Below are 19,009 nucleotides of genomic sequence, written 5' to 3'. Positions count from 1 at the left end.
GAACAGGTTTATGGTCTCAAAAAAATTGATGAGCTTATAAGAAGGACTGATGACGTTATTTCTTGTAGGCTTTAGTATGTTTAATGAGGGGATTGGATTGCAAGCTTTCAACCAGTCCTTCCAAACTTTCCAGATTATGCGCACTTCGAAATTCGTCAACATGCGGTAGCATGAGCTTAATGCCCTGTGCTTTTACTTCAAAAGCATCGTAGCGAAGTAGAGGGTTAAGCCAAATTAATTTTCGACAAGACCGGTGTAATCGATCCATCTCCAAAGACAGATCCTGATTACTTTCGCGCTCCAAGCCATCGGTTATCAAAAGAACATTTGCGCCTTGGCCAAGGACACGTCGTGACCAGTTTTTGTTGAAATCATGAAGCGCTGTAGCGATCCTTGTCCCCCCAGACCAGTCATTGACTTGTTTGCCGACGGCCTCCAAGGCCTCGTCGACATCAGTGCTACACATCTGGCGGGTAATATTGTGCAAACGTGTTCCAAAGACAAAACTGTGTATTCTATCTCGTGCTCCACTGAGAGTATGGATGAAATGGAGTAGCATTCTGCTGTAATGGCTCATTGATCCGGATATATCACAAAGGACGACGAGGGGGGCTCTCTTGTGCTGACGAGATTTGTGACGTAGATTGATAATATCCCCTCCGTTTCGCATTGATGCCTGCATGCTTCGTCTCATATCAATTTTGTGTCGATGGAGCGTGGGGGAAAAGCGTCTGGTTACGATATTTTCAGCGGGCAGCTTTAATCGTTTTATCAGCCGTAGGGCATTTTGTTGTTCTTGAGAGCTCATCTGTTCGAAATCTTTGTGCCTTAGAACTTCTTCATCCGAGATCGTCATGCGGGCGTCGAATTCTACTTCGTCCTTTTCTTCTTCGTCAGGTAGGGAGGATTTTTCTTGCTCAGGAGTAAATGCTTCACTAACCCGCTTTAGTGCTTTGTCTTTTTCATCTTGAGGCGCATTTTCCAAAAAAGTTGTGGGTAAAATCATAGAGATAGCGCGTTCTAACAGCTCTGGATTTCGCCAAAAAATATAAAAGCACTGATCAAAAATTTCTTGTTGATCTCTGCGTGTCACAAAGAGACAACCCAGTGTTGCGTGTAGCTCTTCTCTGCGGGCTAAGCCCGTTATCCCAATTGCATCAACAGCTTCTATAACACGTGAAGAAGGAACTTTCAGACCCGCCTTTCTCAACGTTCTGGCAAAGTGAAGAAGATTTTGCGAAAGAAAACCTTCGTTCGGAGATGCGCTCTTAGAGGGGGAGGATTTCACCAAGTTAAACCCCGACCTGATCCATTTCGCTTTGGATATTGTGGAGCATCTGCGAGGCTTCACTTCCTTTGATGCGCCCGATGTCATCTTGATATTTTAAAAGGACGCCAAGCGTGTCGCTAACGGCCTCTGGCGCGAGAGAGACACAGTCGAGTTGGGTTAGGGCGTTCGTCCAATCGATGGTTTCTGCGATCCCGGGTTGTTTGAATATTTCAGGGTTTTTTCGAAGCTCTTGAATAAAGAAAACAACTTCCTTACTTAGTTTCTCTGCCGCATCTGGAGCCTTGATTTTAAGGATCTCTAATTCTCTTAATGCATCAGGGTAATCAACCCAATGATAGAGGCATCGACGTTTCAAAGCATCGTGAATTTCGCGGGTTCGGTTGGACGTGATGATAACTATCGGGGGTTCTTGTGCCTTGATTGTTCCCAGTTCTGGAATGGTAATTTGATAGTCGGAGAGAACTTCTAAAAGGTAAGCTTCAAAAGCTTCATCTGCGCGATCCAACTCATCAATTAATAGAACCGGGCTTTTTCCGTCTTTTCCCTCAAGTGCTTCGAGCAAAGGTCGCTTGATCAAAAATTCAGACGTAAATATATCCTTTGTCAAACGGTTGCGGTCAATTTCGCCGGAGGCCTCGGCAATCCGTATTTCTACCATCTGTCTCGTGTAATTCCACTCGTAAACAGCGGTATTTACATCCAGACCTTCATAGCACTGAAGGCGGACAAGTGGCCGGTTCAAAGTTGTTGATAAAACCTTTGCAATCTCGGTCTTTCCGACACCGGCTTCTCCTTCAAGAAAAAGGGGCCGTTGCATTCTTAGGGCTAAAAAAATGACGGTTGCGAGAGATCTATCCGCTACGTATTTTCCATCTGAGAGACACTGAAGAACGTCATCAATTGATTGCGGGATTTGAGCTTGGTTGGGCATGACGCGCTCCGGGTTATGAGGCACTTATAAAAATGGCCACTTCCGGTGCTTGTGCACGAAAGTGGCCAGATAAATTAACCGTTGATTTGGGCAACGGCACGTTTGGCAAGAACCTTGATTAGGTTCGCACGATATTCTGCTGAGGCATGAATGTCGCTGTTAAGGCCATCCGCTGATACGGTTATGCTCTCAAGTGCCTGTGGCGAGAAGTTACGAGAAAGAGCAGCTTCCATCTCCGTTTGTCTAAAAACACATGGACCAGCTCCTGTAACGGCGACTCTGACGCCAGAAGATGTTTTTGCAACCATAACGCCAACTATCGCATAACGAGACGCTGGGTTATCAAATTTTACATAAGCAGCAGCCTCTGGTTTTGTGAAGGTGACATTGGTTATAATCTCTCCTTCACCTAGAGCGGTTTCGAATAGGTCCACGAAAAAATCATCCGCTGAGATTGCCCGCTTGTTGGTATTGACGATAGCATTTAATCCAACAACCGCTGCCGGGTAGTCTGCGGCAGGATCATTATTGGCGATGGAGCCGCCAATGGTTCCCCGATTCCGGACTTGTGGATCTCCAATGCCACCAGCAAGTGATGCAAGCGCCGGAATAGTGGCCTTGCGTGCAACTTCTGCGTGGGTGGTCATCGCACCGATGGCTAATAGGTCACCATCGGGGCAAACTCCGTGTAAGGAATCAATCGCGCTCAGATCAACCAAAGTTTCTGGTTGAGCCAGTCGTTGTTTGAGTGTTGGTAATAGCGTATGGCCACCGGCCAATAAAACAGAATCCTCATTTAAGAGAGTTGCTGCTTCATCCAGAGTACTTGGACGTTTGTAATCAAAATCATACATAATGCATTCCTCCCTTAAAGGCCCTGTGCCGCACGCCATACCTTTTCAGGTGTCGCAGGCATGTCAATTTCTTTGCCGAGTGCATTGGTGATGGCGTTCATTAATGCCGCAGGAGCAGAAATGGCGCCTGCTTCGCCACAACCTTTCACACCCAGTGGGTTGGTCGTACAAGGCGTGTTGATGGTTTCAACTCTGAAAGTAGGTAAGTCATCTGCGCGTGGCATACAGTAATCCATATAGGAACCTGTCAGAAGTTGCCCACTTTCTTTGTCATAAACACAGTTTTCAAGGAGAGCTTGTCCAATACCCTGAGCAAGCCCACCGTGTACCTGTCCTTCAACAATCATCGGATTGATAACATTCCCGAAGTCATCAACTGCTACCCAGTCGAGGATCTCTGTCGTTCCTGTTTCAGGGTCAATTTCGACTTCTGCAATATGGGTACCTGCGGGGAAGGTAAAATTAAGTGGATCATAGAAAGCTGTTTCATCCATGCCGGGCTCAACATCCGCCGGATAATTATGGGGAACATAAGCAGAGAAGGCGATTTCTGCCATGGTCATTTTTTTGTCAGTCCCGGCAACAGAGAACACACCGTGGGCGTGCTCGATGTCTTCAACTGATGCTTCCAGTGTATGTGCCGCAATCTTTTTACTTTTTTCTACGATTTTATCGATGGCTTTTACGATTGCGGAGCCTCCGACAGCAAGGGACCGAGAACCATAAGTGCCCATACCAAATGGAACTTTCCCTGTATCTCCGTGTGATATCTCAACCTGATCAATTGGAACTCCAAGTTGATCTGAGATAATTTGAGCAAAAGTGGTTTCATGACCCTGACCATGAGAATGGCTGCCCGTAAAGACAGTCACACTACCTGTTGGGTTGAACCGAACTTGCGCTGATTCCCAAAGACCAACACCAGCCCCAAGAGAGCCAACAGCAGCGGATGGGGCTATGCCACAAGCTTCGATAAAGGCAGAGTAGCCGATACCACGTAACTTACCACGTTGTGCTGATTCTGCTTTGCGCGCTTCAAAGCCTTTGTAGTCAATCGCTGCCTGTGCTTTATCCATAGCCAAGGCATAGTTCCCACTATCATAAGTCATGATAACTGGGGTTTCATAAGGATATGCATCTGGCGGGATGAAATTACGTTTTCGTATTTCTCCGGGATCAATCCCCATTTCACGTGCGCCAATCTCGATCATACGTTCAACAACATAAGTTGCTTCCGGGCGACCAGCACCCCGATAGGCATCTACGGGTGCAGTGTTCGTGAAACCTGCTTGGACCTCAACATATATGGCAGGCATAGTGTACTGGCCATTCAGCAAGGTGCCATAGAGATAGGTGGGAACAGCCGACGCAAAAGTAGAGAGGTAACAACCGACGTTGGCTTTTGTGGATACTTTAAAGCCTAAGATTTTACCTTGGGCATCAAAAGCCATTTCAGCATGGGTTTCATGATCCCGTCCGTGCGCATCACTGAGAAATGCTTCGGAACGTTCGGCGGTCCATTTAATCGGACGATTGAGCTTTTTTGTTGCCCAGGCGCAGACGGTTTCTTCAGAATAAATGAAGATCTTTGAGCCGAAGCCCCCCCCGACATCAGGTGCAATAACCCTGAGTTTATGTTCGGGAGCGACACCGTTAAAGGCTGACAGAACCAATCTGTGTACGTGAGGATTTTGGCTCGTCGTATAAAGCGTAATTTCATCCGTACCCATATCGTACTCGCTAAGAGCAGCGCGAGGCTCCATCGCATTGGGAATTACGCGGTTATTGCGTAAATCCATCCGGGTGACGTGATGGGCAGTTGATATTGCCTGCTCTGCGGCAGCTCTATCACCAAGTTCCCAGTCAAACGAAAGGTTGCCGGGTACATCAGCGTGAATTTGTGGAGCGCCTTCAGCCAGAGCATCACCGACTTCTACTACATGAGGAAGTTCTTCATAATCAACGTCAACCAATTCTGCCGCGTTCTTAGCTTCTTGCAGAGTTTCAGCAACAACGAGTGCGACTTGGTGGCCAACGTAGCGAACATGCCCAATTGCGAGAGCAGGATGGGCTGGCGCTTTATGAGGTGAGCCGTCTTTTGAGGTAATTGCCCAACCACAAATAATGGGGCCAATGCCGTCAGCTTCCATATCTGGGCCTGTGAGAACGGCGACAACGCCGGGTGCATTCAAGGCTTCAGTGGCATCAAATCCATTGATTTTAGCATGGGCGTGAGGGGATCTAATAAAATATCCGTAGGTTTGCCCTTGTTTGTTAATGTCATCAAGATAGCGGCCTTTTCCGATGATAAAGCGTTTATCTTCTTTACGACGAACCGATGCGCCAATTCCAGTTTCTGTGGTCATGATCAGCCCCCCATTTCTTGTGCAGCAGCTTTTACCGACTTGACAATATTTTGATATCCAGTGCAGCGACAGATATTACCTTCCAGGCCTTTACGAATTGATGCATCATCCAGATTGTTCTGCTTGTTGACCATATCAACCGCAGTCATAATCATGCCTGTGGTACAAAAACCGCATTGTAAGCCGTGATTTTCTTGAAAAGATTTTTGCATTGGATGAAGTTCTCCACCACTTGCAAGACCTTCGATTGTTGTTATCTCTGCACCTTCAGCTTGAACGGCGAGCATGGTGCAGGATTTGGCGCTATTACCGTCAACATGGACAACGCACGCTCCACATTGGCTGGTATCACAGCCGACATGGGTGCCTGTTAATTTTAAGTTTTCTCGAATAAAGGTCACAAGCAAGGTATTCGGCGCGACGTCTGCCGATACTTGTTTGCCATTTACTTTCATAGATACCGTTGGCATCGGTTTTCTCCTGTTCGTGGTGTCACAGCCCTTTTATTTTTTGCATTACTGCTTTTGGGTCTGCTTGCCCGGAAGGGCTAAATAGCATTGCTTTCGTGATAAAATAAGGAACAACGCAATTTGAAATTTACTCATTCTTTTTATAAGAATGTTGGTAGTTTTTACTATTTAAAGCAGGCTACAGACTTGGTCCTGCTGGGTACAATCCCGGAATCTTCCGGACTTGGTAATGACTGGCCGTTATTAATTAAAGGCGTATACGGCGAGTATGATAAGAAGTGAGGCCCCGCCTATATAGAGAAGCCAGTTCTTTGATGGCTCTCTGGGGATTACTGTATTTAAGTCGGCTGCATCCGTCATATCTAAAGGAGGCTCTTGTAAAGGTGTGTTTTGATCAGATGACGTCACGTTTTTAGAGAAAGCTTTGAAAAAGTCATCAGCCATCTTCTTTGCGGCGGCATCAACCAGTCTCGAGCCTATCTGAGCAAGCTTTCCACCTACTTTTGCATTAACAGAGTAGCTTAAAAGGGTTTGTCCTGCCTGTTCTTTAAGAGAAACTTTTGCCTCTCCTTTACCAAATCCTGCTGCGCCACCTTTGCCTTCACCAGTAAGGGTGTATCCATTTGGAGGGTCTAAATCAGAAAGAGTGACGTGCCCTTTGAATTTTGCTTTCACGGGGCCAAATTTTGCTGTCAGGCTGGCCCGAAATTCGGTGTCGGAACTTTTTTCTACAGTTTCGCAGCCAGGGATAGATTGCCTCAGGATTTCAGGATCGTTTAATGCTTCCCATACTTTAATCTGTGGTGCGGGGATAAGCTGTTGGCCTTCCATCTGCATAGTGTGCCTACCTGTCTAATCACAAAGTATCTCAGTTATCTTCTAGAAATGCTATCTGATTGTTCAGTTCTAAAAGGAGACTTGGAAGTATGGAGTAGGAAAGCCTTCTTTGTCACCTAAGCAAGAGCAATTAGATCCTGATAGTGTTTCAACTTTGCGACACAATGAGAAGTTAGATTCTGCGTGTCGTGTTTAGCCGTCACAGTAGATATTTTGGAAAATAAGTATGAGGAGGAGCTTTGATAATTGCAAGTTGAGAAATGAAGTCCGCGCATTAGGTGAAGTGGCGATTAGATAGAAAAATGCCAACCGGAGGAAAATCCGGTTGGCTAGTCGGATGCTGAGACTTTGGGGAAGATGCTAAGGTCGAATTGTTAGCGTCTCGGCACCCATGAGCATCGGGGTAAGATGCGCTTTTGTGAAGACTGAGTATGCAGCCAAGGCTTTTGCGTTGGGGGCGCAAGTATTTGTCTTCAAATTAGGTCGTAGTTATTAGGATCTAACCTTACACAAAATATTGTCTTCTATTGTTAAGTGCTCCTAAGTTTTGAGAGTGATCAGGAGGAAGGTTTTCAATCTAAGGATCGTTTATGTTATGTATTAATCAATTTATGATTGTATTAAATAGGAGTTCGCTTAAAGAAGGGTTAATTTTTGAATATGGCTAGTTATAGATAGCTTGGTTCTGAAAATGGCTATCTTGAACTTTTACATTCAAGTACGAGAACTCTGATGAAAAGAGGATGCGGTTTGGCATCCCCTTGGATATTGGTAACTGGATAATTTAAGCGGCTCTGGTAAGCGCGAGATAATAGTTGGTTTTGAAATTAGTAAAGGGAGAGGCTAGGCGTCGGAATAATTTTCCAAAGATGTTGTGGGCCTCGGCTGATCTCAGGCGACGGGCAGTTTGGAAGTGATAATCCATATCCGCAACTTGCAGATCAAAAATAGTTTTGTTGGCATCTTGGCGGTTCATGAGATCAATCCTTTATCTTTTATACTTGTCTCTAATATGCACTCTTTTTTAAAAATGATAATAGGGCTTGTTGTAGAAGGATTGTTTCGTTTATTTTGATAATACTATGGATGTAATTAATGACATGACCGTTTTTGTTGAGGTTGCCACGGCCGGAGGCATGACTGCTGCGGGGCGAAACCTCAATCTTTCGGCTGCGGTGGTAAGTAAGCGCATTGCCAATCTTGAAGAACGCCTTGATGTTCGGTTATTTAATCGCACGACGAGAAGGTTAAGTTTGACCGATGAAGGGTCGGGGTATTTTACGCGTTGTAAATCTATACTCGAGGACATTTTGGATGCAGAAGCGGCGCTTTCAGGCTTGGCCGGTAATGTAAAAGGAACTCTGAGAATAACAGCGCCTTCTTCTTTTGGTCGGAAGCATATTTCTCGACTTATCCCTGAGTTTTTAAAGCAATATCCCGACGTCTCCATTCAGGTGAGCTTAACTGATCAAATTGTTGATATGATTCAAGCCGGGTTTGATTTGGCTATTCGAACGGGGGAACTCCAAGATAGTAGTTTGATTGCACGAAAACTTAGCCCGGCACGACGGGTTGTCTGTGCTTCAAGGGAGTATTTAAGCAAAGCTGGTATACCGGAACATCCAAGCGATTTACTCCAGCACAACTGTTTGGTTCTTGGTTATCCGGGAGGTGTCCATGATCACTGGCACTTTAAAGGGGCGGAAGGACACATTGATGTCAAAGTGAAGGGCAATCTGGAAACCAACAACGGTGAAATTTTACGTGATGCCACCAAAGCTGGGATTGGAATTGCAATCAAATCGACCTGGGATATTGCCGACGAGCTTAAGGCGGGTGAACTAATCCCTATTCTTAGGGAATTTGAGCTTCCAGGTGCTGCGGTATATGTCCTTTACCCAAATCGAGAACATCTTCCGGCGAAAACGAGATCTTTTATAGAGTTTCTTGAAAGTAAATTTGGCAGAGAACCCTACTGGGATAAAGGTATCAGCCTCAAAGATATTTAGATAAATATCTTTGAGTTATAGAGGAGAAAGCCGATAGAGAGCTCCGTCGCTTTCATCGGAAATTAAATAAAGTAAGCCATCTGGTCCTTGGGTGACGGCTCTGATTCTTCCGACTTCACCTTCTAGTAATCGTTCCTCGAGAACCACCTTATTGTTTTTGATTTCCTGTCTAACCAGAAGTTTAAACTTTAAAGCGGAAGTGAATAGATTTCCTTGCCAGGATGGGAAAGCCTCTCCTGTATAAAAAGTAATGCCTGCTGGAGCTATTGAAGGGGTCCACTGGTGGATGGGTTGAGACATGTTCGGATGATGAGTTCCTTGTCCAATAGATCCGCCAATATACTCTTTGCCATAAGTAATAATGGGCCATCCATAGTTTTTACCAGATTGTATAATGTTGAGTTCATCGCCACCGCGAGGGCCGTGTTCACTTAGCCATATATCTCCGGTAGCGGGATTTAGGCTGAGGCCTTGAGGGTTTCTGTGACCAAAGGAATAAATTTCAGGTAAGGCGTTTGAGTGATTGACAAAGGGATTGCCAGGAGCAGGTTTACCGTTCTCTGTGAGGCGTAAGATTTTCCCGGCATGGAGGTCTAATCGTTGTGCGTTATGGCGTTGACCGCGATCTCCAACGGTCATGAAAAGAAAGCCCTGACGATCAAATTTGATCCGGGATCCATAGTGATGACTGGTGTCCGAACGGGTTTTGGCGATAAAGAGGATTTGGCTGTTTGATAGCACGTTGCCTTGAAGTTTTGCTTGGGCGAGTGCTGTGGTGGAGCCCGATGATAGTGGATGACTATAAGTAAAATAGATGAGGTTGTTTTCTGAGAAATTTGGATGGGGAGTAACATCCAGCAATCCTCCTTGTCCTCTGGTATAAATATCGGGAAAATCCGTCAAGGTTATTTCTTTGAGAGAACTCCCATCAAATATCTTTAACTTTCCATTTCTTTCTGTGATCAAAAGTCGATCATCCGGAAGGAAGGCCATTCCCCAAGGGTGGTCGAGATTTTTGGTAAGGCGATGCAATTTAAAAGTTATTTTTTCACTCGTGAATCGTTCGATGATTTCATTGGCCTTTGCAAAGCCAGTAAGGGGGGGAATGGAACATCCTAGAGCAAGGCTTATGATGGATAATAAGAACTTAATCTTATGAAGATGCATCTATGTTCTCCAAAGCCGATTGAATATTAAGTCGGTGCTTGTAAGTAAAAGCGCCTCTGAGAATTTTTAATGATAAATGAAAAAGAGTTATCCCAAAGCATTTTACGTTCAGATTGTTGTGAAGTTAATTTTTCTTGGAACAAATTCTAAGATTATTAAATTGTTGCTTCTCCGCCTTAGCCCTAAACCGAAACGATAAAACGACCAGCTGCTAAACTTGTTAAATACAATCCATAGGGTGAGGAAAACAACATGACAAAAGAAGACACCAATCACGTTCAGCAAAGAGCCTTGGGAGTATTTACCGCTGGAATTTCAAATGGTGAATTTGGCTTTCCTCCAGAAACATTGATTGCACTGGACCGAGGCAAAGGGGCCCGATTGTGGGATACCACCGGTAAAGAATATCTCGACTTTTCGATCGGCTGGGGATCCTGCTTGGTTGGGCATGCCAAAGATGAAGTGGTTGAGGCTGTCACGAAACAAGCCGAAAAAGGCTCCAATTTTTCTTATCTTAATTCGCATGCGTTGGAACTTGGGGAAGAAATAAAAAGGATTTCGCCTGCAATTGAACGTTTGAGGTTTTGTGCATCTGGAACCGAAGCGACGATGTACTGCCAACGTCTTGCCCGGGCTTTTACGGGTAAGACGAAGATTTTGAAGTTTGAAGGAGCTTATCACGGGGCTAATGAGGCAGGTGTTACGTCATTATTTCCAAATCAAAATTTGCCGTTCCCAACACCAGAGTTGACCTCTGCTGGAACACCGTTGGCGCGAGAGAACTTGCTTGTCGCTCCCTATAATGAATTAGAGATAACTGCAGAGATTATTGCCGCAAATAAAGGCGAGATCGCGGGTGTTCTCATGGAACCCCTTCAACGCTGCACACCACCGCTTCCCGGGTTTCTTGAAGGAGTAAGAGCTCTTTGCGATAAATATGATATCCCTCTTATTTTTGATGAAGTTGTTACAGGATTTCGACTTGCCTATGGCGGAGCGCAGGAAAAGTACGGGATTATTCCTGATCTGGTTGCTTATGGGAAAGCGTTGGGAGGTGGGTATCCCATCGGTGTCTTTGGGGGGCGTGCCGATATTATGGACCACGTAAACGAACATTATATTGGTCAGGAGAATTATGTATGGATGGCCTCTACTCTTGGGGGAAATCCGATATCGACTTGTGCGGCGAATGCTGCATTATCAGTTTATCGGCAAGAGGGGAGCTATTTGAAGTTATTTGATCTTGGGCAGTATTTACGAACCGGCCTACGTAGAATTATCGAAGCGCATGGAGAAATCGCTCAAGTAATTGGAGATGGTCCTCTGGCCCAAATCGTCTTCACAGATCAGCCCGTCTTCAACTATCGAACCACGGCGCAAGGTAACAAAAAGAAAGGCCGTGTACTCATGCTTGAGTTGTTTAAGCGCGGTATTTTTTTAAACCCCATGGGAACCAAACTTTATCTGTCACTGGCTCATGATCGCTCGATTTGTGATGACTTCCTCTCTCGGTTTGAAGATAGTTTGGTGCATGTAAGAGATATTGAATAAGGGCAGATGCTGTCTGTTCTCGTATCCTTACTTGAGTAGAAAGAGACAATTGGAGTCGACTTATTTGTGTCACTTTAAATTCATTCAATCAAAGGTGTCGCGGAATAACAAAAGATATAGTTAAACAGCTTGAAAGGGGCAGACGGGAGGCTTAAGTTCTTTTATATAATTTGTTCTTTCTTCCGATGGTGTCCAAGGAAAATTACACTCTCGGAAGATTGATTTCTATTTTTTTAGCTAAATGTGATCTATTCGATTGATTGAAAGCGGTCCTCGGAGTATCAAAACGATAGAAGTCCTGAGAGCTATATTGAGAGTGATTAATGAAAGAGTCAGAACGCATGCCTGAAATCGGTGATATTTTTTCGAAAAGGCACGCTTCATATCAGGATTGGGTCGTTGTTGAGGTTTATAAATCGACGATCGATGGTATTCAATATACCAGACTCCGCAATAAAGATATTGGTGATAAGTCAGTTAGTGCTGTTGAATTGACGCGCCGCGGATCGGATTGGTTGCGTAAAGCACCTGTTCAAAATTAAATTATCTAAAAGATGTGTATATAAACCCGTAGTTTAGCTGCGGGTTTTTATTTTGCCTTCATTTATTTTTTGACATTACATTTATGATTTTTTCCTGAAAGTTTGATTGGTAACGGTCTTTTCTTGATGGGTTGGAAAGCCATGTCGGGGCCGTTTTGTGTCAGCCAGATGATAAAAATATGTTAAGCCTCCTCTCGCCCTGAGAGAGCCTTGATGTAGCCTTTGAGACTCCATAATTTCAAATCAGTTTGAGTGATTATGAATTATGAATACAGAGGTAAATTTCAATGAAAGAAAATATCCCCGACAAGTTACCCGTTGTTGGAGAAGTCTATTCTAAAAGAACAAGGTTTTTGCAGGACTGGGTTGTGACGGATGTGTATAAATCCCATGTCGATGGGGTTACCTATGTACGACTACAAAATCCCTTGATGGGGGAAAAGAATGTAGGTGCTGCTGAACTTGTGCGTCGACGCTCTGACTGGTCGAGAAAAACCGTTGAAAGCCCTCAAGATGATTCCCTTTTGAAGTTTTCAAGAGAAAAGCAAAATATTGACTGTGTGTCCGCTCCCAAGAGCTAATGGCTAGCCTGGCTTCCCATCAAGCCGAGGTTTGAACATTATGGGTAAAAAATGGATGATGTATAGGCCAAAAGCGAGAGTCCAGAGTAAGCCCGAGGAGTGAAGAACCGGAACTGAAAGCGGTCCTTCTAATGCGCTTTGTACGACACGGGAAAGGGCAGCGAGAGTTATTGCGATAAGGGAGCAGGTTAGAAGGAAGCTGCTCTTTAGAGGGCTTCCTGAATGCCCAAGTCCGGCTCTTATCATCACGACCAAAACCATGGTGGCAATCGCGCCTGTCGTCAGGGCGTGCAATGCCCCTTCCCAAAAATATCCATATTCATAAAGACCATAGGATTTAAGCAGCAGGCCAATTGGGATCCAGAGGTAACCAAGGTGCATTGACCATAAAAGAGGATCGTTGAGGGTGAGCCAACCTTTCCAAAAGATAAGTCTGATAAAATGGGCCATAGCAAGAAGAAGACAAAATACTGCAAATGAATTTGGATAATCAGGGGATATGAATACGTCACCGAGAACCATAACAAAGGTCCCTATAATACAGGCAATGCTTAGTTTTGTTGGGGCGGAGATCTCAATAGTTATACCTTGTTGATGTAAGGCGTTCCGCGTAAAAGCCGGAACAATACGCCCGCCAATAATCGTAATTAACAGGATTAAAACGGAGATTGCTGCTTCCAGAATGGTTCTTGATGACAACTCGATTACGGACATTTCTGAAAGATAAAAGAGTAAGTTAAAAGTTCCGAGCAGTAAGAAAATGCCCGGTAACATAAGGTTCTTTTTATTGCCTGCTTTATAGAGTGTCCGTGCTGTCATTATTGCCAAGGTTGGCAAGAAAAGCATATCAACAGTGGCCAGCACAACAAAAGGAATGGATGTTCCCGCCCAAAGAGAAAGCCGCCCAGCAATCCAAAATGCGTATAGCCCCGCGAGAGGGAGCCCGGAAAGTGGAGGCGTGTTGGTCCAATTGGGCATGGCTGTGAGGATGAAGCCAGCAATAGCTGCAACACCAAACCCGTAAAGCATTTCGTGGCCGTGGATAAGAGGCGGTGCGACGTAAGTCTCATATTCCAGATACCCTGTAAGGCTTAATATCCACAAACACAGTACGAGAAGTGCGTAAAATGCTCCGGATAAGAAAAAGGGCCTAAATCCTGCACGCCAGAAGGCTGGAATATTTGAGTTCATTGTCGTTGCCTTATGTTTTTTATCCTAATATTCATCCATTAAGATGTATTGTAATTGCATCTTAATGGAAATGCGTCAGGTAAGCACAGGTAAAGTAGTTAAAGCCTAAACGCTGATAACGGGCATTTTTTTGAGAGCTGAGTCACTCATAAGTTTAGGAGTTAAACAGCCTGAGAGTAAATCAACTCACGTTGTCCATGATATTCGTCAAAGAGTGCGCTGAGGGCCCTGACCAATGCTCTGGCTTCGTGCTGGATTGTGATAACGCCTTGGTCATAAGTGGCAATACCATCTTCGATAAAGGCCTGAACAGCTTCAAGTTCATACTCAAAATCATTGAGAGATGCGCCATACTCTTTGCAAATTACGTTGAGGTCTACTCTGTGATAACACATGAGTTGCTCTATGATTGCTGCACGTAACTTGTCCTGCCCTTTGAAGGGAATGGATTTAGCAACGGCAAACTTTCCACTATCAATGGCTGCGCGATAGTTTCTGATCGGGACGATATTCTGGACATGTCCCTGGGGGAGTGAACCGATCGAAGACGCACCAAACCCGATCATGGCTTCGGCTTTGTCTGTTGTGTAACCTTGAAAATTCCGGCGAAGACTTCCGTTTATAAATGCGACTGCCATGGGATCGTCAGGTTTTGCAAAATGATCAAGACCAATGCGTACAAAGCCATAGGAACCAAGTAATTCTGCAGCTGCTTCTTGTTGCTCAAATCTCTCATTAAAATCCGGAAGGATCTCTTCAGGTAAGAGTCTCTGATGCGGTTTAAGGGATGGAATATGCGCGTACCCAAAAAGAGCTATCCGGTCAGGGGCCATTTCCATCACGCGACGAATAGTCTCCAATACGGATTCAACAGTTTGATAAGGTAATCCGTACATCAAATCCATATTTATTCCGTGAATGCCGCTTTCATGGAGCCAGTTGGCGACTTGTGCTGTTTCTTCAATGGATTGGATGCGGTTAATTGCGCGTTGCACTTTCTCTTGAACGTCCTGGACCCCAAGGCTTGCTCTGTTTACCCCGCCATCTGCCCAAGCGTGGATAGCCTCTTGGCTCATATCTCTGGGATCGATTTCAACAGCAATTTCAGCATCTGCAGTGAAATGAAAAACTTCCTCGAAAGTTTGGAATAAGTCGCGAACGTCTTCCGGTATGAGGATGGTAGGGCTTCCGCCCCCAAAGTGCATATGATTGACTGGTCGACCTTTTCCCATGACCTCGGCAGTCATGGTGATCTCTTTTCGAAGAGATGTAAGGTAATCTTGGATAGGTTTGTACTTTTGAGTGATCTTGGTGTGGCACCCACAAAACCAACAGAGACTATCGCAATAGGGTATGTGCGAATAGAGAGACAATGGCATGTCTTCAGGTACGGCCTTTAGCCAGTCACTATACATTTCTGGTGTGAAACCGGGTTTGAAAAGGTGCGCAGTAGGATAGCTCGTATAACGAGGAACCCCTTTGTCGTATTTTTGAATGGTCTCTGTTTTCATAAAGCCAGCAATACCCGACCGAAACACTCATGGCCTTGATTTATGTCAAGTGAAGTGAATGAAATGAGGTAAACAATCCTTTATAGAATCAGTTTGTTATTCACTAATTGCTTGATTTATTTTTGTTGTAATTCGTTGTTGCCGCATTCGAACTTCCTTGGGCCACCGACTTTTGATAAAAGCGAGCGTTGCTGAAATATCTTCATTGCTCAATGTACCCTCAAATGCAGGCATTCTGCTGGCAAACCCCTTAGGGGCTACGGATGCACCACCGTATTTTGTTATCTGAAGTAACACATCATCTGGATGGTGCCATGTGTGACCCGTTTCATTATGGGGTGGGGCGGGTAAACTACCGTCTTGCAGTTGTGAGCGCCAATTGGGCTCACCTTCTAGGTTAGAGCCGTGACAAGTGGCGCATTCATGCGCGTATAGTTGTTGGCCCAGCTGGACTTGTTGGGTATTGTCCGGATCAGGGTAGGGAAATAACAGCGCCAGATTTTCACGACTCTCTTTTTCAATACTTGATTCATTGTAATCAATTATAAAGTAAGTCGCGGCTAAGGTTGCGACTCCTGTTATCAGGAGTCCGGAAAGCACAATTTTTCGGATCCGTTTTATCTGTGTCATGTTATTCCTGCCTACTTGAGCGTTTTATGGCTTGTAGGTTAACATCATAATTCTTCCCGTTGGGGGAAGCTCAAGAAGTAAATGTGAACATTAAAATAAGTAATTGCTAATTGTAATGTTAAATATATCTAATTTTTGCAATGCAGCATATATTGATTTTTCTTATTAAAGGGGTATTTTAACCTCAAGAATTAGAGAGATGAGAAGGTCCGAACACCGTGGAAGCCGACAAAGTTTCTTTTATAATCGGTAAGGACCCATCTGGAGAGAAGCATACCAGTCAAAGGAGACTAAATTGGCTCTTGGTAAGGATACACTAAATACCCGCCGCCAGCTTACTGCAAATGGCAAGACTTACGACTACTACAGTCTTGTCGAAGCATCCAAAACGCTTGGTGATATTTCCCGTTTGCCGTTTTCCCTAAAAGTACTTTTGGAAAATCTGTTACGCTTTGAAGATGATAGAAGTGTTAAGGTTGATGACATCAAAGCGATGGCTGGCTGGTTGAAAAATCAGAAGTCAGACAGTGAAATTGCTTATCGTCCTGCCCGTGTTTTGATGCAGGATTTCACAGGCGTTCCGGCTGTGGTTGATCTTGCGGCCATGCGCGAAGCCATGGTGGAAATGGGTGGCGATCCAAAGAAAATTAATCCGCTCTCTCCTGTTGATCTCGTCATTGATCACTCTGTGATGGTTGATTCGTACGGCGGTCCTGACTCATTTCAGAAAAATGTCGATTTGGAATTTGAACGTAACGGAGAGCGCTATGCTTTCTTACGTTGGGGACAAACAGCCTTTGATAACTTCCGTGTTGTACCGCCGGGAACAGGTATCTGTCACCAGGTGAACGTTGAGAATTTGGCACAGGTTGTCTGGACCAAAGAAGAAAATGGTGTGACCACCGCTTATCCAGATACACTGGTTGGTACTGATTCCCACACAACTATGGTGAACGGACTTTCTGTTCTTGGTTGGGGTGTTGGCGGCATCGAAGCCGAAGCCGCTATGCTGGGTCAGCCTGTTTCCATGGTGATCCCGGAAGTTGTTGGCATGAAGCTGACCGGTAAAATGAGGGAAGGCACCACAGCAACTGATTTGGTTTTAACCATTACTGAAATCCTGCGTGCGCATGGTGTTGTTGGTAAATTCGTTGAATTTTACGGCGCTGGTCTGGATAACCTTACTCTTGCTGATCAAGCAACGATTGCGAACATGGCCCCAGAATATGGTGCGACATGTGGTTTCTTCCCAATCGATGCTGAAACTATTCGATATTTGACCTTCACCAGCCGTGATGCTGATCGTGTTGCCCTTGTTGAAGCTTATGCAAAAGCACAAGGTATGTGGCGTGACACTGATACGCCAGATCCTGTATTTACATCTTCGCTTGATCTTGATCTTTCGACTGTTGAGCCTAGTCTTGCTGGACCTAAACGTCCTCAGGACCGTATTTCTCTGAGCAATCTTGCGCCGAGATCAGCTGAGTTGATTAAAGAAGCTGTTGGCGACAAAGCAAATACAAGTGCTGCAGTTGAAGGTAAAGACTACGATTTGAGCCATGGTGATGTGATGATTGCAGCGATTACCAGCTGTACGAACACATCTAACCCGTCTGTTCTTATTGGTGCTGGTCTTGTTGCTAAAAAAGCTGTTGAACTTGGTCTTCAGGTCAAGCCCTGGGTCAAGACTTCCCTCGCACCAGGATCACAGGTTGTGACTGATTATCTTGAAAAAGCAGGTCTTCAAGAGCACCTGAATACTCTTGGCTTTGATCTTGTTGGTTACGGGTGTACCACGTGTATCGGGAACTCAGGCCCTCTGTCTGATGAACATATTGCAGCAATCGATAAAGAAGAGTTGCAAGTTGCGGCTGTTCTTTCCGGGAACCGTAACTTTGAAGGTCGTGTGAGCCCGCAAACGCGTTTGAACTATCTTGCATCACCGCCATTGGTTGTTGCTTACGCACTCGCTGGTAATGTGACGATAGATCTTCTCAATGATCCTATCGGGCAGGGTAAAGACGGCAAGGATGTTTACCTCAAAGATATTTGGCCATCTTCCCAAGAAATTGCTGAAATCTCTAACTATGCGGTGACGCCACAGATGTTCAAAGACCGTTATGAAAACGTCTTTGAAGGCCCTGAGGAATGGAAAAAGATCGAAACGGCTACAGGCTTAACTTACGACTGGAATGATCAGAGTACGTATGTTCAGTACCCTCCGTTCTTCCAGGGTATGAGCAGAGAAGCAGGTGAGCTTAGTGATGTTTCTGGTGCGCGTCCTCTCTTGGTTCTGGCAGATAACATTACCACTGACCACATTTCACCTGCCGGTGCGATCAAAGCTGATAGCCCCGCTGGAGATTACTTAACAAACCATCAGGTTCGCCCGGTGGATTTCAATTCCTACGGATCTCGTCGTGGTAACCACGAAGTTATGATGCGCGGTACTTTTGCTAACATTCGTATCAAGAACGAAATGGTTCCGGGTACAGAAGGTGGCTTGTCCAAGTACAAGGGCGAAGTAATGCCTGTCTATGATGCTGCGATGAAATACATCGATGATGGAACGCCGTTGGTGGTCTTTGGCGGTAAAGAGTACGGTATGGGTTCATCTCGTGACTGGGCTGCTAAAGGTACCCGTCTTCTTGGCGTTAAAGCCGTGATCGTTGAAAGCTTTGAGCGTATTCACCGTTCGAACTTAGTGTTTATGGGTGTTTTGCCTCTGGTGTTCAAAGAAGGTGTGACACGTGAAACGTTAGGTATTACGGGTGATGAAACCATCGACATCTCAGGTATCGAAAACGGTATTACACCGGGTATGGATGTTGATTGTCGTATCAGTCGTCCAGACGGATCAGTTGAAGAAATTAAATTAATGTGCCGTATCGATACTGCTGACGAGGTCGAGTACTTCCGTCACGGTGGTATCTTACATTACGTACTGCGTAATTTAATGAACGACGCTGCATAACGCAGGATTTCATTTTTGTAGGAAAGGCAGTCCGTAGAAGGGCTGCCTTTTTTCGTTGATGTGTCCTGCCCTGAAATAAGTTTAGGTAAAACTTGGTCTCAGGA

16 protein-coding genes are annotated in these 19,009 nt (G+C 45.0%); 5 read left to right on the top strand and 11 right to left on the bottom strand.

Annotated features, from left to right (window positions below; genetic code table 11):
* Positions 1-55: 55 nt before the first annotated feature.
* The 7 genes from ACFSKO_RS03465 to ACFSKO_RS03435 form a co-directional block, all read right to left on the bottom strand.
* The gene (locus tag ACFSKO_RS03465; protein ID WP_380248444.1) at positions 56-1,288 is read right to left on the bottom strand and encodes a vWA domain-containing protein; all 1,233 of its coding nucleotides are present in this window, start codon (positions 1,286-1,288) and stop codon (positions 56-58) included.
* Between the two features lie 4 nt (positions 1,289-1,292).
* Positions 1,293-2,222: an AAA family ATPase gene (locus tag ACFSKO_RS03460; RefSeq protein ID WP_380248442.1), complete on the bottom strand. Its 930-nt coding sequence runs from the start codon at positions 2,220-2,222 to the stop codon at positions 1,293-1,295.
* A 74-nt stretch (positions 2,223-2,296) separates the two neighbouring features.
* Positions 2,297-3,076: an FAD binding domain-containing protein gene (locus ACFSKO_RS03455; RefSeq protein WP_380248440.1), complete on the bottom strand. Its 780-nt coding sequence runs from the start codon at positions 3,074-3,076 to the stop codon at positions 2,297-2,299.
* 14 nt (positions 3,077-3,090) lie between these two features.
* The gene (locus ACFSKO_RS03450; protein WP_380248438.1) at positions 3,091-5,442 is read right to left on the bottom strand and encodes a xanthine dehydrogenase family protein molybdopterin-binding subunit; all 2,352 of its coding nucleotides are present in this window, start codon (positions 5,440-5,442) and stop codon (positions 3,091-3,093) included.
* 2 nt (positions 5,443-5,444) lie between these two features.
* On the bottom strand, positions 5,445-5,912 hold the full coding sequence (locus tag ACFSKO_RS03445) for a (2Fe-2S)-binding protein (RefSeq protein ID WP_380248436.1): 468 nt from the start codon (positions 5,910-5,912) through the stop codon (positions 5,445-5,447).
* Between the two features lie 243 nt (positions 5,913-6,155).
* Positions 6,156-6,749, bottom strand: coding sequence for an SRPBCC family protein (locus tag ACFSKO_RS03440; RefSeq protein ID WP_380248434.1), 594 nt, complete (start codon positions 6,747-6,749; stop codon positions 6,156-6,158).
* Positions 6,750-7,533: 784 nt separating this feature from the next.
* Positions 7,534-7,725, bottom strand: a complete 192-nt coding sequence (locus tag ACFSKO_RS03435) for a hypothetical protein (RefSeq protein ID WP_380248432.1) — start codon at positions 7,723-7,725, stop codon at positions 7,534-7,536.
* Positions 7,726-7,831: 106 nt separating this feature from the next.
* Between ACFSKO_RS03435 and ACFSKO_RS03430 the strand changes: the two genes are divergently transcribed.
* Positions 7,832-8,758, top strand: a complete 927-nt coding sequence (locus ACFSKO_RS03430; protein WP_380248430.1) for a LysR family transcriptional regulator — start codon at positions 7,832-7,834, stop codon at positions 8,756-8,758.
* A gap of 15 nt (positions 8,759-8,773) precedes the next feature.
* Here ACFSKO_RS03430 and ACFSKO_RS03425 read toward each other — a convergent pair whose 3' ends face one another.
* On the bottom strand, positions 8,774-9,925 hold the full coding sequence (locus ACFSKO_RS03425) for a PQQ-dependent sugar dehydrogenase (protein ID WP_380248428.1): 1,152 nt from the start codon (positions 9,923-9,925) through the stop codon (positions 8,774-8,776).
* 252 nt (positions 9,926-10,177) lie between these two features.
* Here ACFSKO_RS03425 and ACFSKO_RS03420 point away from each other — a divergent pair, with 252 nt between their 5' ends.
* The 3 genes from ACFSKO_RS03420 (at position 10,178) to ACFSKO_RS03410 (ending at position 12,599) form a co-directional block, all read left to right on the top strand.
* Positions 10,178-11,476 carry an aspartate aminotransferase family protein gene (locus ACFSKO_RS03420; protein ID WP_380248426.1) on the top strand — a complete coding sequence of 433 codons (1,299 nt, stop codon included), beginning with the start codon at positions 10,178-10,180 and terminating at the stop codon, positions 11,474-11,476.
* Between the two features lie 323 nt (positions 11,477-11,799).
* Positions 11,800-12,018, top strand: coding sequence for a hypothetical protein (locus ACFSKO_RS03415; protein WP_380248424.1), 219 nt, complete (start codon positions 11,800-11,802; stop codon positions 12,016-12,018).
* Between the two features lie 287 nt (positions 12,019-12,305).
* Positions 12,306-12,599, top strand: coding sequence for a hypothetical protein (locus tag ACFSKO_RS03410; RefSeq protein WP_380248422.1), 294 nt, complete (start codon positions 12,306-12,308; stop codon positions 12,597-12,599).
* A gap of 3 nt (positions 12,600-12,602) precedes the next feature.
* On the opposite strand, the gene ACFSKO_RS03405 is transcribed toward ACFSKO_RS03410, so the two are convergent.
* The 3 genes from ACFSKO_RS03405 to ACFSKO_RS03395 all read right to left on the bottom strand — a co-directional run bounded on the left by ACFSKO_RS03405 (position 12,603) and on the right by ACFSKO_RS03395 (position 15,931).
* Positions 12,603-13,790, bottom strand: coding sequence for an NnrS family protein (locus ACFSKO_RS03405; protein ID WP_380248420.1), 1,188 nt, complete (start codon positions 13,788-13,790; stop codon positions 12,603-12,605).
* 161 nt (positions 13,791-13,951) lie between these two features.
* Positions 13,952-15,301, bottom strand: coding sequence for an oxygen-independent coproporphyrinogen III oxidase (gene hemN / locus ACFSKO_RS03400; protein ID WP_380248418.1), 1,350 nt, complete (start codon positions 15,299-15,301; stop codon positions 13,952-13,954).
* 96 nt (positions 15,302-15,397) lie between these two features.
* Positions 15,398-15,931, bottom strand: a complete 534-nt coding sequence (locus ACFSKO_RS03395) for a c-type cytochrome (RefSeq protein ID WP_380248416.1) — start codon at positions 15,929-15,931, stop codon at positions 15,398-15,400.
* Positions 15,932-16,226: 295 nt separating this feature from the next.
* Between ACFSKO_RS03395 and acnA the strand changes: the two genes are divergently transcribed.
* Positions 16,227-18,905, top strand: coding sequence for an aconitate hydratase AcnA (acnA, locus tag ACFSKO_RS03390; protein WP_380248414.1), 2,679 nt, complete (start codon positions 16,227-16,229; stop codon positions 18,903-18,905).
* The last annotated feature ends 104 nt before the right edge of the window (positions 18,906-19,009 follow it).

It is taken from the genome of Kiloniella antarctica, from assembly GCF_042682825.1.
Lineage (GTDB): Bacteria > Pseudomonadota > Alphaproteobacteria > Kiloniellales > Kiloniellaceae > Kiloniella > Kiloniella antarctica.
Note: the sequence above shows the minus strand (reverse complement) of the source record. Positions and strands in the feature narration are given on the sequence as shown.